We start from the raw sequence: 12,417 nt of genomic DNA on the forward strand, positions 1-12,417 counted from the left end.
CGGTCGGAGCGATCACAACCTCTGATCAGGTGAGCCTTGTCTCACTGAGGAGATCCTAGCCTTCTTGAGACGTGCTCCGATATCGGGCGTAGATATTTCTCTCAGGCAAGCCTTGCCTTGCTCGCGCCCCTCTATCTAGCGTGGTCACGACGCCGCACGCCGCCACGGCCCATCCCGACTCCACCGAGAGGAACCCGTGGATCCGGTCACCGTCCGCCTGTCCGAGGCATCGACACACACGCTGCGAACCCTTTCCGACCGACTCGCCCCAGCGCTCGCCGACGACCCGCGCGCCACCACCGTGAGCCTGCCCGAGCTGCCGCCCGGGCTGCGCGACGAGCTGCGGGCCTGCGCGCGCACCGGCCACGACGGGGTGACCGTGCTGCGCCGCCTGCCGGTGGACGCCGACCGGATGGGGCCCACGCCGGCCCGCTGGTCGGAGGTGTCCGACCAGGCCGGCGCGCAGTGGGCGGCGCAGATGCTGCTGCTGGCCCGCGCGCTGGGCCGCCCGATCGGCTGGGCCGGCCAGCAGGACGGGCGGCTGGTGCACGACATACTGCCCACCCGAGGCGAGGAGCGCGAGCAGACCGGTGCCAGCAGCGCCGTCGAGCTCAGCCCGCACACCGAGGACGCGTTCCACCCGGGGCGGGCCAACCTGCTGCTGCTGGCCTGCGTGCGCAACCCCGACCGGGTGCCGACCACCGCGGCCAGCGTGCGGCACGCCCGGCTGGCCGACACCGAGCGCGAGCTGCTCGCCGACCCGGCGCTGCCGATCCTGCCCGACTCCTCGTACGCCGAGGCCGACGGCTTCGGGGGCCAGGCGCCGCCGGTGGCCACGGTGTGGGAGACGGGCGCCGGCCTGGGCCTGCGCTACGACCCCGCGTACACGCCGCTGGACGATGGCAACCCGGCCTACCTGCGCGCGTACCGCCGCCTCGGGGCGGAGCTGGCGCGCGCGGCGGTCGGCGTGCGCCTGGACCCCGGTGACGTGCTGGTGATCGACAACGACGTGGCGGTGCACGGGCGGCAACCTTTCCGCGCCCGGTACGACGGCACGGACCGCTGGCTGCGCCGGGTCTCGGTGCGGGTGCCGGGGCGGCGCCGGCCGGACGCCGACGAGCACGGCTACGGACAGCGGGTGCTCGACCCGTTCGCCGGCCGGTTCGAGGACGAGGAGGACACGCCGTGACCCGCCCACCGCTGCGCGTGCTGAGCACCGACGACCTGGCCGGCATCGAGATCGCCCCGGCCGAGGTGGTGGACGTGGTGGAGCGCGCGTACCTCGCCCTGGCCGCCGGGACCAGCGCCAACCCGCGCAAGCTCACCGTCTCCCCGGCGGACGGGCACTCGGTGAGCTACGCGATGCTCGGGCGGGACGGCTCCCGCGAGCTGGTGGCCATCAAGACCTCGTACAAGCACGGCCTGCACGCCGGCCGCGACGAGCAGCACTACTACACGACGCTGCAGGTCTACGACGACAGGACTGGCCTGCCGGTGGCGCTGATGGACTGCGGCCGGATCGGCTCGCTGCGCACCCCGGCGGTGACGGCGCTGCTGGCCAGGGAGTGCGCGCCGGCGCACGCGCGCACCGCGCTGCTGGTCGGCACCGGCACCCAGGGCCAACGGGCGCTGCCGTTCCTGCTGGTCACGCTGCCCAAGCTGGACAGGCTGCTGCTGTCGGGGACGCATCCGGACGGCATCGCGGCGGTCCGCGCCGAGCTGCGCCGCCACCACCCCGACCGGGACGTGGAGCTGGTCACCGACGCTCACGCGGCGGCGGCCGACGCGGACGTGGTCATCGCCGCCGCCGGCGGGTCCACCCCGGTGGCCATCGAGGCGGCCGACACCAAGCCCGGGGCGCTGACCGTGCTGCTCGGGCACGGGCTGGCGCCGTCCACCCTGCACCGGGCCGACCGGGTGATCGCCACCAGCGCCGCGCAGATGGCCGTCACCGGCACCGACATGGTCGACGCGGACGGCAACCTGCGCGAGGTGCACGCCGAGCTGCCCGACGTGCTGGCCGGCCGCGCCCCCGGCCGCACCGCCCCGGACCAGCGGATCTTCGCCTACAACAGCGGGCTGGTGATCACCGACATCGCGCTCGGCCACCGGTTCGCCGAGCTGGCCGCCCAGCGCGGCCTCGGCCAGCTGGTCACGCTGTGGACCTGACCCTCCCGGCCAAGCGGGCCGAGCCGACCCGCCGGCTGCTGGATACCGACGTCAACCTGCTGTACGAACTCGCGGACGCGATCGGCGGGCCGTTCCACGTGCTGTTCGCCGAACCGTTCGACGCCGCTGTGGCCGGGTTCCGCGCGGCCGCGGCCGACGCCGGAGTGTCCGCGAGCGTCTACTACGCGAAGAAGGCGAACAAGGCGGCGCTGTGGCCCCGGCGCTGCGCGGAGACCGGGGTGGGCGTGGACGTGGCCAGCACGGGCGAGCTGGCGTCCGCGCTGACCGCCGGCGTCCGCGCCGCCAACCTGGTGGTGACCGGCCCGGCCAAGTCCGACGAGCTGCTGCGGCTGGCGCTGCTGCAGGGCTGCCTGCTCACCGTCGACGCGCCCGACGAGCTGGACCGCGCGCTGGAGCTGGCCGAGCGGTACGGGCGGCGCCCGCGCGTGCTGATGAGGGTGAACCCGCCCGGGTCGAGCAGCCGGTTCGGCCTGACCGAGCCCGAGCTGGACTCCGCGCTGCTGCGGTGCCGCGGCGTCGACCTGGAGGGGTTCGGCTTCCACCTGGAGGGGTACGAGGTGGCGCCGCGCGCCGCGCTGGCCGCCGAGCTGGTCGGCTGGGTTGAGCGGGCGCGCGGGCTCGGGCTGGCGGCGGACGCGGTGGACATCGGCGGCGGGTTCGCCGTCGACTACGTGGACGGCGAGCACTGGCGCGGCTTCCAGACCCGGCCGGACGACTTCCACGCCGGCCGCGAGTTCCCCGGCTACTACCCGTACCACTCGCCGGTGGCCGGCCCGGACATGCTGCGCGCGATCCTGTCCACCCCGGTCGACGGCGCGCCGACCCTGGCCGAGCTGCTGCGCGCGCGCAACGTCCGGCTGCTCTGCGAGCCCGGGCGGGCGCTGCTGGACCAGGCCGGCCTGACCGTGCTGCGGGTGCAGGGCGTCAAGGACCGCGACGGCTACGGCATCGTCACCGTCGACGGCACCAGCCTGAGCCTGTCCGAGCAGTGGTTCAACAGCGAGTTCCTCCCCGACCCGGTCCTGCTTGGTGACGCACCGGCGGCCGACGGGAAATACCCGGCCTGCGTCGGCGGCGCCACCTGCCTGGAGTCCGACCTGCTCACCTGGCGGAAGATCCCGTTCGGCCGCCGCCCCCGGGTCGGTGACCTGCTGGTCTACCTGAACACCGCCGGCTACCAGATGGACTCCAACGAGTCGGAGTTCCACCAGCTGCCGCTGCCGCCCAAGGTCGTCGTCCGCTGGGAGGACGACACCGTCCGCTGGAGGTGGGATGAGCGCTAGGCCACCGGTGGTCAGCCGGGTGTCCGACCTGATCGGCAACACCCCGCTGTTCGAGCTCTGCCGCACCCCCGCCAACACCCGCCTGCTGCTCAAGCTGGAGTTCTTCAACCCGACGGGCACCGCCAAGATCCGGATGGCCCGGCAGATGGTGCTGGACGCCGAGCGCAGCGGCGAGCTGCGCCCCGGCGGACGGATCGTGGAGTCCACCTCGGGCAACACCGGCCTGGGCCTGGCCGTGCTGGCGGCCGAGCGCGGCTACCGGTTCACCGCCGTGGTGGACGGGCACGCCAGCGCGGACAAGCTGCGCGCGATGCGGGCCATGGGCGCCGAGCTGATCTACGTCAGCGACGAAGGCGAGGACGGCCTGGCCACGGCCGCCCGGGAGGACTTCGCCGAACAGCTCGCGCACGCCACCGAGAACGCGATCTTCACCGAGCAGCACAACAACCCGAGCAACGCCGTCGGCTACTACCCGGTGGCCGACGAGCTGTGCGCGGCGCTACCCGGCGGGGTGGACTGGCTGATCGGCGCGGTCGGCACCGGTGGCTCGCTGTGCGGAACCGGCGTGATCCTGCGCGGGCGCTGTCCCGGGCTGCGGGTGGTCGGGGTGGAGCCGGTCGGCTCGATCGCGTTCGGCGGGCCGGCCGCGCCGTACCACCAGTCCGGCACCGGCACCCCCGAGGGCGCCACCATCGGCGCGCTGGTCGACTTCGACCTGATCGACCAGGGCTGCAAGGTCTCCGACGCCGACGCGTTCGCCACCGCCCGGGTGCTGGCCAGGCGCACCGGGCTGATGGTCGGCGGCTCGGCCGGCGGCGTGGTGTACCAGGCGCTGACCATGCTGGACGGGCTGCCACCCGGCTCGACCATGGTCGGACTGGTGTGCGACGGTGGCGAGAAGTACCTGGACACCGTGTTCGACGACGGCTGGATGAAGGAGCACGAGCTGCTCGACGACGACCTGGAGGCCCGGGTGGACGAGCTGCTGGCCGGCCTGGCGCCGGGCCGGTGACGACCGGCCTGACCCGGCGGGCGCTCACCGAGCACCGGGCGCTGGCCGCCCTGGCCACCCCGCTCGCCCTCACCCAGCTCGCCCAGGTGGCGCTGACCACCACCGACACCGTCATGCTCGGACGGCTGGGCGCGACCGCGCTGGCCGGCGGCGGCCTGGCCATCGTGCTGTTCAACCAGCTGCGCACCATGGGCGTCGGGCTGGTCACCGCGGTCGGCAACCAGGTGGCGGCCGCCGTGTCCCGCGCGGAGACGACCGGCGGTGTGGACGGGGGCAGCGCCCGGGACGAGGTCCGCGACCTGGTGCGGGCCGCCGTCGCGGTGGCCACCGTGGCCGGCGTGCTCGGCGGGCTGGTCATGGTCGGGTTCGGCCAGCTGCTCGGCTGGTTGGGCCAGGACGCCGAGGTCGCGGCGCTGACCAGGACCATGCTGGTCACGCTGGCCCCCGGGCTGCTGCCCTGCCTGTGGTTCCAGGCGCTGCGCCAGTACAGCGTCGGGATGCGCCGCCCGCGCGCGCTGCTGGTCATCACGCTGGTCTCGATCGTGATCAACGCCGGGCTGAACCTGCTGCTCGGCTTCGGCGCCGGGTCGTGGCCAGGGCTCGGCGTGGCCGGCATCGGCACCGCGACCAGCCTGGTCTACCTGCTGACGTTCGGCCTGCTCTACCGGGCGGTGCGCCGCGACCCGGAGCTGGCGCCCGCGCTGTCCCTGGCCGGCTGGCGCGCGTCGGCGCCGACCGTGCGCCGGCTGCTGCGCCTTGGCTTCCCGATCGCGGCCACCTACGGCTCGGAGGCCGGCTTCTTCTCCGTGGTGGCACTGGTCATGGGCGGCTTCTCGGCCGCCGCGCTGGCCGCGCACACGGTGGTCAACCAGCTCGTGTACATCGTCTTCCAGGCCAGCGTGGGCGCCTCGCACGGGGCGTCCATCCTGGTCAGCCGGGAGTGGGCGGCGGGTCGGCGGGACACCCCCGCCCGGCTGGCCCGCACCGCGCTGACCCAGGGCGCTTTGATCGTCGCCGCCGTCGCGGTCGTCTACCTGGTCGCCCCCGGCGCCATGCTCGGCCTCTTCCTGGACGCCACCGACCCCGCCGACGCGGCCGCGCTCGTGGTCGCCGGCCAGCTCCTCATGGTGGCCGCCGTCCTCCAGTTCGCCGACTCCGCGCAGAACATCGGCGTGGGCCTGCTGCGCGGCCTGGACGACACCACCGGCGGCTTCCGAGCCACCCTGATCGGCTACTGGCTGGTAGGCCTCCCGGTAGCGCTCGTACTGGGCCTCCCCCTCGGCCTAGGCCCCGTAGGCGTCTGGCTGGGCCTGCTCACCGGCCTAACCGCCACCGCCGCCCTACTCCTAGCCCGCTACACCCGCCGCCTCCACCGCCCCTAACCCCGCACCGCCCGTAACCCCGGGGTTGCTGACACACCCACTCCGTGGCCCGCACATGCACTGCAGCACGTGTGCAAGGTACGAAGTGGGTGTGCCAGCCCCGAACTAGCGCACGGCGAGGAGTTGGTACGGGGCTAGCAGGTCGCGTTCTAGGGCGTCGGTGAGGTTCTCGGCCTTGGCCCGGTAGCTGTCGCCGATCGCGACCCAGGGGCCCAGCGGGGGCAGCGCGTCACCGAGCTCGCGGACCTTGGTCAGCTGGGCGAGCACGAGGTCGCGCAGGTCGCGGTCCTCCTCGACGGTGAAGCCCGCCTCGGTGAGCAGCCAGCGGTACTCCGCCGGCGACTCCAGGAAGCTGCGGTCCGCGCTGTTCGCCCACGGCAGCGGGAAGTTCGGCTCGCCGTCCTCGACCGTGAGCATCACGTCGTAGAGCGCGAACCGCCCGCCGGGACGCAGCACCCGGAACGCCTCCGCGCACAGCGCCGCCTTGTCCGACACGTTCATCCCGACGTGCAGCATGATCGCCGCGTCGAAGCTCGCATCCGCGAACGGCAGCTCGGTGACGCCGCCCTCCCGGAACCGCACGGTGTCGGCCAGCCCACAGCGCTCGGTCAGCTCGGTGGCCACCTCGACGGTCTCCCTGGCCAGGTCCACGCCGGTCACCCGGCAGCCCCGGTGCCTGGCCAGGTACCGGGCCGGCCCACCGAGGCCCGCGCCCATGTCCAGCACGTGCCCGCCGGGCGGCGGCGCCAGCAGCTCGGCCAGCTCGACGGTGGCCGGTCGCCCCCCGCCGTGCAGCTCGTCCAGCGGCGCGAGGTCGTCGGAGTCCAGCGGGCTCACCGGCTTGCCGGCCGCCGCGAGCGCGTCGAGCAGGGCGGACAGCAGCGCGCTGCGCGTGTAGTGCCGGGTCGCCACGCCCGGCTCCACACCGGCCGCCGCGATCCGCTCCGTCGCGTCCGCCGGGCCGGCCACCGCGATCTGCTCGGTCGTCTCGTCGAGCCCGGCCGTCTTGGGTGTCTCGGACGTCTCGCTCGACTCGACCGCCCACGCGCCGAGCACCGTCGTGCTCACGCCACGCTCGGCACCGTCCCGCGACCGTTCAGCCATGCCAAACTCCTCGTCCGCCCGCGACCCCAGTGTTCTCGCCTCACTCGCCGGCGAGGCTCGAAGGGCGCTCTCCACGGGGTTGATCCCGTCTCGGTGCGGGTCGCGCCGTGGCAACCGCACCCTGCGAGTGATCGTGGCACGCTCGCCCAGCTCCTCCGGCGGCGGGTAGTCCACCGCGGTCAGGGTGAGCCCGTGCGCGGGGGCGACGGTGACCTCGCTGGCCCGTTCGGTGCGCGCCAGCAGCCCCGCCGGCCACTCCACCGGCCGCTGCCCGCGCCCCACCGCGAGCAGCGCGCCGACCAGCCCGCGCACCATCGAATGGCAAAACGCGTCCGCGCTGACCTCGGCGACCAGCACCCCGTCGCCGTCCTCGCGCCAGGCCAGCCGCTGCAGCTCGCGGACCATGGTGGCGCCCTCGCGGCGGCGGCAGTACGCCGCGAAGTCGTGCTCGCCCAACAACCCGACCGCCGCCGCGTTCATCGCCGCCAGATCGGCCGGATAAGGCCACGACACCGTGTCCCGCGCCCGCAACGGCTCCGCGCCGTACGGCGTCACCGCGACCCGGTACGCATAGTGCCGCCGCAACGCCGAGAACCGCGCATCGAACTCCGCCGGCACCGCCGCAACCTCGCGCACCCGCACGTCCGGGGGCAGCATCCCGGCCAGCCGCCGCACCAACCCGCCGAGCTCCACCGACCCCGGCAGGTCCACATGAGCCACCTGCCCGGTCGCGTGCACGCCGGCGTCCGTCCTCCCGGCCACCGTCAACGACACCGGCCGGCGCACCAACGTGCTCAGCGCCTCGGTGAGGACGCCGCACACGGTGCGCCGGCCGGGTTGCACGGCCCAACCGGAGAAGTCGGTGCCGTCGTAGCTGATGTCCAGCCGCGCCCTGACGGGCGCAGGCTCCGCCGTCAGGAGTCGCTCTCCTCGTCCTTGTCCCGCTGCGCCGGCGGCAGCTCGAAGCCGGCGGCCTCGGCGGCCTCGGCGCTGGCGAACCAGACCTCGGCAACCGTGCGGTCGTAGTGCGAGGAGCCCGGCACGTGGTAGAGCTTCGAGTCCTCGTTGCCCTTGACCGGGAACCCGTCCGGCTGGCCACCGTCGGCCAGCGGGGCGTGGCTGCCCTCGCCGTACGGGGCGTCCTCGGTGGACGCGCTCTCCTCCACCTCGGCGTCCTCGACGTCCGCGACCTTGGTCTCGGCGGTCTCGGCGGCGGGCGCCTCGGCGGCCTCGGTCGGCGCGGCGGCCGGCGTGCTGGCCCGCGAACCGGCCACCCGGCGCGCCCGGTCCGCCTCGGCCGACACCGTCTCCGAGGTGATCAGCTCGATCACCGCCATCGGGGCGTTGTCGCCCTTGCGCGGCAGCGTCTTGGTGATCCGGGTGTAGCCGCCGTTGCGGGACTCGAACAGCGGGCCCAGCTCGTTGAGCAGCCGGTGCACCACGTCCTTGTCCCTGATCACCTTCTGGATCTCCCGGCGGTTGTGCAGGTCGCCCCGCTTCGCCTTGGTGATCAGGCGCTCGGCGTACGGCCGCAGCCGCTTGGCCTTCGCCTCCGTGGTCTTGATCCGCCCGTGGGTGAACAGCGAGGTGGCCAGGTTGGCCAGCATCAGCCGCTGGTGCGAGGGCGAACCACCAAGGCGGGGGCCCTTCGTGGGCTGTGGCATCTCATGCGCTCCTTCATCGCGCCCGTGAGCGGCAAGCGGGCCTCTGGCACCACTTGCCACTCACGGGTAGGCCGCCGGGCCTACAGTTGCTCGGTCTCTGCGTAGTCCTGGCCGTCGTCGCCGAGGCGGTCCGGATCGAACGTCTCGGTGTCGTAGTCTGCGCCGGCCACGGACGGGTCGAACCCGGGGGGGCTGTCCTTGAGGGCCAGGCCCAGGCCGACCAGCTTCATCTTGACCTCGTCGATCGACTTGGCCCCGAAGTTGCGGATGTCCAGCAGGTCGGCCTCGCTGCGCCCGACCAGCTCACCCACCGTGTGAATGCCCTCGCGCTTGAGGCAGTTGTAGGAGCGGACCGTCAGGTCCAGCTCCTCGATCGGCATCGCGAACGCCGCGATGGTGTCCGCCTCCTGCGGCGACGGTCCGATCTCGATGCCCTCGGCGTCCACGTTCAGCTCGCGGGCCAGGCCGAACAGCTCGACCAGCGTCTTGCCGGCCGAGGCCAGCGCGTCGCGCGGGGTCATGGACGGCTTGGTCTCGACGTCCAGCACCAGCTTGTCGAAGTCGGTGCGCTGCTCGACACGGGTGGCCTCGACCTTGTAGGTCACCTTGAGCACCGGCGAGTAGATCGAGTCCACCGGGATCCGGCCGATCTCCGCGCCGCTCACCTTGTTCTGCACGGCGGGGACGTAGCCCCGGCCCCGCTCGACGACCAGCTCGACCTCGAGCTTGCCCTTGTCGTTCAGGGTGGCGATGTGCAGGTCGGGGTTGTGCACCGTGACGCCGGCCGGCGGCACGATGTCGCCGGCGGTGACCACGCCCGGCCCCTGCTTGCGCAGGTACATGGTGACCGGCTCGTCCTCCTCGGAGCTGATCACCAGCTCCTTGAGGTTCAGGATGATGTCGGTGACGTCTTCCTTGACCCCGGGCACCGTGGTGAACTCGTGCAGCACCCCGTCGATGCGGATGCTGGTGACGGCGGAACCCGGGATGGACGACAGCAGGGTCCGGCGCAGCGAGTTGCCGAGCGTGTAGCCGAAGCCCGGCTCCAACGGCTCGATGACGAACCGGGAGCGGGTCTCGCCGACCGCTTCCTCTGCCAGTCCTGGACGCTGTGAAATCAGCACGTGCGTTTTCCTCTCACTCCACGACGACCGCTATTTGACGCCGTGCAATGCAACCGAGAGCGCTCCCTTCCGCGCCTCGGGTCTTACTTCGAGTAGAGCTCGACGATCAGCTGCTCGGTGACCTGGGTGTCGATCTGCGCCCGCTCCGGCAGCTGGTGCACCAGGATGCGCAGCTTGTCCGGAACCACCTGCAGCCAGGCCGGCACCGGGCGCTCGCCCTGGGTCTCCTTGGCGATGATGAACGGGTCCATGTTCATCGACTTGGGCCGCACGTCGACGATGTCGTACTGCGACACCCGGAAGCTGGGGATGTTCACCTTGTGGCCGTTGACCATGAAGTGACCGTGGTTCACCAGCTGGCGGGCCATCCGCCGGGTGCGGGCCAGGCCGGCCCGGTAGACCACGTTGTCCAGCCGCGACTCCAGGATCTGCAGCAGGTTGTCACCGGTCTTGCCGGGACGGCGGTTCGCCTCCTTGTAGTAGCGGCTGAACTGCTTCTCCAGCACGCCGTAGGCGAACTTGGCCTTCTGCTTCTCCTGCGACTGCAGCAGGAACTCGGTCTCCTTGATCCGGATCCGGCCGTGCTGGCCGGGCGGGTACGGGCGACGCTCGAAAGCCTGGTCGCCGCCGACGAGGTCGACCTTGAGCCGGCGGGACTTGCGGGTCATGGGGCCTGTGTAACGAGCCATGTCTGGTTCTCCCTCCCCTAGACCCGGCGCCGCTTGGGCGGACGGCAGCCGTTGTGCGGCTGCGGGGTGACGTCGGAGATCGTGCCGACCTCGAGGCCGGCGGCCTGCAGCGAACGGATCGCGGTCTCCCGGCCGGAGCCGGGGCCCTTGACGAACACGTCCACCTTGCGCATGCCGTGCTCCTGCGCCTTGCGGGCGGCGTTCTCGGCGGCCATCTGCGCGGCGAACGGGGTCGACTTGCGCGAGCCCTTGAACCCGACGTGCCCGGCGGACGCCCAGGCGATCACGGCGCCCTGCGGGTCCGTGATCGAGACGATCGTGTTGTTGAAGGTGCTCTTGATGTGCGCGTGACCGTGCGCGACGTTCTTCTTCTCCTTGCGCCGCACCTTCTTCGGGCCGGCGCCGGCACGCGTCCTCGGCGGCATTACTTCTTACCTGCCTTCTTCTTGCCGGCCACTGTCTTCTTCGGCCCCTTGCGGCTGCGGGCGTTGGTCTTGGTCCGCTGGCCGTGCACCGGCAGCCCCCGGCGGTGCCGGATGCCCTGGTAGCAGCCAATCTCGATCTTGCGGCGGATGTCCGCCTGCACCTCGCGCCGCAGGTCACCTTCGACCTGGTAGCTGTCCTCGATGAAGTCGCGCAGCTTGACCAGGTCCTCGTCGGACAGGTCGCGGGCGCGCAGGTCGGGGCTCACGCCGGTGGCGGTGAGGATCTCCTTGGAACGGGAACGGCCGATGCCGTAGATGTAGGTCAGCGCGATCTCCATCCGCTTCTCGCGGGGGAGGTCGACGCCCGAGAGTCGTGCCATGCGGCGTTTCTTCTCCTCGGTGTCTTCCAGGTCTTCTTCCCGACCGCCCCGGCTGGACTCAACAGCCGGGCCCCGGCCTGGATTCCGGGGGTGAGCTCGCTCCTCGTGAGCGGCAGGTTCGGGAAGGGCCTCTTGGTTGTGTTGCGGTGATCAGCCCTGGCGCTGCTTGTGGCGCAGGTTCTCGCAGATCACCATGACCCGTCCGTGCCGGCGGATCACCTTGCACTTGTCGCAGATCTTCTTGACGCTCGGCTGGACCTTCACGTCCGTCGCTCTCTGTCTGGTGTGGTCGTCACTTGTAGCGGTAGACGATGCGGCCTCGGGTCAGGTCGTACGGCGAGAGCTCGACGACGACCCGGTCCTCGGGAAGGATGCGGATGTAGTGCTGCCGCATCTTGCCGCTGATGTGCGCGAGAACGCGGTGGCCGTTCTCCAGCTCAACGCGGAACATCGCGTTGGGCAGCGGTTCGACCACTCGGCCCTCGACCTCGAGCGCCCCGTCCTTCTTGGCCATGTCCTCCGCGTTTCGTGACTAGCTTCCGGTGTCGGACACGCGCCGACACCGGGACCGAGAGTGCGGGGAGGCACGACGGAACCAGCGCATCGACCGCGCCGTACCAACAGTGTACGTCTCCTTGCGCACCCATCCCAAACCGGGTACAACCGCTCGCCGCGTCCCGATGTCCGCTAAGCCGGGCGACACAGGGATCGGCCGGTGACCAGCCGAAGCGCGAGCACCGCTCCCCACGGCCCGGCCACCCAGGCCCACCAGGGATACACCGCCGCGCCGGTGGCCATCGAGACGATCCCCCAGATCACCAGGTTCACCACGCTGGCGAACAACCAGGCGCCCGCCTCGATCCGCCACGCCAACCGCCTGCCGCCGCGCACCCGCGCCGGCGCCCGCGTCTCATCACCCGCCGCCACCGGCCGGGCCGGCACCGGCTCCGGCGGCAGGTCGGCGGTCAGCGTCGCGAGGTCGCCGTCCGTGCGAGCGGCGTACGCGGCGGCGACCCGCTCGTCGAACTCGACAAGGGTGATCCGCCCCTCGCCGTGCGCCCGCCGCAGCCGCTCCGCCACCCGCTCCCGGTCCGCGTCCGCCACCCGCAGCTCGTTCCCGGCCATCGCAACCACCTCCGCGCAATCGAAACACCGTTATAGTAA

The 12,417-nt window shown here is 72.3% G+C and carries 14 protein-coding genes; 5 read left to right on the forward strand and 9 right to left on the reverse strand.

Annotation, left to right across the window (positions count from 1 at the left end; translation table 11 throughout):
- Positions 1-196: 196 nt before the first annotated feature.
- From N912_RS57685 to N912_RS0140390, 5 genes are read left to right on the forward strand one after another with little or no spacing between them, the layout of a single operon-like run.
- Positions 197-1,189 carry a TauD/TfdA family dioxygenase gene (locus N912_RS57685; RefSeq protein ID WP_211261569.1) on the forward strand — a complete coding sequence of 331 codons (993 nt, stop codon included), beginning with the start codon at positions 197-199 and terminating at the stop codon, positions 1,187-1,189.
- The gene (locus N912_RS0140375) at positions 1,186-2,169 is read left to right on the forward strand and encodes an ornithine cyclodeaminase family protein (RefSeq protein ID WP_211261570.1); all 984 of its coding nucleotides are present in this window, start codon (positions 1,186-1,188) and stop codon (positions 2,167-2,169) included. Before N912_RS57685 ends, N912_RS0140375 begins: the two co-directional genes overlap by 4 nt.
- Positions 2,160-3,473: a type III PLP-dependent enzyme domain-containing protein gene (locus N912_RS0140380; RefSeq protein ID WP_028926909.1), complete on the forward strand. Its 1,314-nt coding sequence runs from the start codon at positions 2,160-2,162 to the stop codon at positions 3,471-3,473. The genes N912_RS0140375 and N912_RS0140380 overlap by 10 nt, the downstream gene beginning before the upstream one ends.
- Positions 3,463-4,485, forward strand: a complete 1,023-nt coding sequence (locus tag N912_RS0140385; RefSeq protein ID WP_028926910.1) for a PLP-dependent cysteine synthase family protein — start codon at positions 3,463-3,465, stop codon at positions 4,483-4,485. The genes N912_RS0140380 and N912_RS0140385 overlap by 11 nt, the downstream gene beginning before the upstream one ends.
- A complete protein-coding gene (locus N912_RS0140390; protein WP_028926911.1) occupies positions 4,482-5,867 on the forward strand; it encodes an MATE family efflux transporter in 1,386 nt (461 codons plus the stop codon). Before N912_RS0140385 ends, N912_RS0140390 begins: the two co-directional genes overlap by 4 nt.
- A gap of 105 nt (positions 5,868-5,972) precedes the next feature.
- On the opposite strand, the gene truA is transcribed toward N912_RS0140390, so the two are convergent.
- The 9 genes from truA to N912_RS0140435 all read right to left on the reverse strand — a co-directional run bounded on the left by truA (position 5,973) and on the right by N912_RS0140435 (position 12,378).
- On the reverse strand, positions 5,973-7,814 hold the full coding sequence (gene truA / locus N912_RS66850; protein ID WP_084211676.1) for a tRNA pseudouridine(38-40) synthase TruA: 1,842 nt from the start codon (positions 7,812-7,814) through the stop codon (positions 5,973-5,975).
- Positions 7,815-7,885: 71 nt separating this feature from the next.
- Positions 7,886-8,635, reverse strand: coding sequence for a 50S ribosomal protein L17, sunset domain variant (rplQ, locus tag N912_RS0140400; protein WP_028926912.1), 750 nt, complete (start codon positions 8,633-8,635; stop codon positions 7,886-7,888).
- Positions 8,636-8,715: 80 nt separating this feature from the next.
- Complete coding sequence (locus N912_RS0140405) at positions 8,716-9,759, reverse strand: DNA-directed RNA polymerase subunit alpha (protein WP_028926913.1); 1,044 nt, start codon at positions 9,757-9,759, stop codon at positions 8,716-8,718.
- Between the two features lie 83 nt (positions 9,760-9,842).
- Positions 9,843-10,448: a 30S ribosomal protein S4 gene (gene rpsD / locus N912_RS0140410; protein ID WP_028926914.1), complete on the reverse strand. Its 606-nt coding sequence runs from the start codon at positions 10,446-10,448 to the stop codon at positions 9,843-9,845.
- A gap of 17 nt (positions 10,449-10,465) precedes the next feature.
- Positions 10,466-10,873 (reverse strand): 30S ribosomal protein S11, encoded by a 408-nt coding sequence (gene rpsK / locus N912_RS0140415; RefSeq protein ID WP_028926915.1) that lies wholly within the window; start codon positions 10,871-10,873, stop codon positions 10,466-10,468.
- Positions 10,873-11,253, reverse strand: coding sequence for a 30S ribosomal protein S13 (gene rpsM, locus N912_RS0140420; RefSeq protein WP_028926916.1), 381 nt, complete (start codon positions 11,251-11,253; stop codon positions 10,873-10,875). Before rpsM ends, rpsK begins: the two co-directional genes overlap by 1 nt.
- A 150-nt stretch (positions 11,254-11,403) precedes the next feature.
- Positions 11,404-11,517 carry a 50S ribosomal protein L36 gene (rpmJ, locus tag N912_RS0140425; RefSeq protein WP_010148647.1) on the reverse strand — a complete coding sequence of 38 codons (114 nt, stop codon included), beginning with the start codon at positions 11,515-11,517 and terminating at the stop codon, positions 11,404-11,406.
- Between the two features lie 28 nt (positions 11,518-11,545).
- Positions 11,546-11,767, reverse strand: a complete 222-nt coding sequence (gene infA / locus N912_RS0140430) for a translation initiation factor IF-1 (protein WP_028926917.1) — start codon at positions 11,765-11,767, stop codon at positions 11,546-11,548.
- A gap of 173 nt (positions 11,768-11,940) precedes the next feature.
- Positions 11,941-12,378 (reverse strand): DUF1707 SHOCT-like domain-containing protein, encoded by a 438-nt coding sequence (locus tag N912_RS0140435; protein ID WP_037069112.1) that lies wholly within the window; start codon positions 12,376-12,378, stop codon positions 11,941-11,943.
- Positions 12,379-12,417 lie beyond the last annotated feature (39 nt).

The sequence above is a fragment of the Actinospineispora acaciae DSM 45401 genome (assembly GCF_000620785.1).
Lineage (GTDB): Bacteria > Actinomycetota > Actinomycetes > Mycobacteriales > Pseudonocardiaceae > Pseudonocardia > Pseudonocardia acaciae.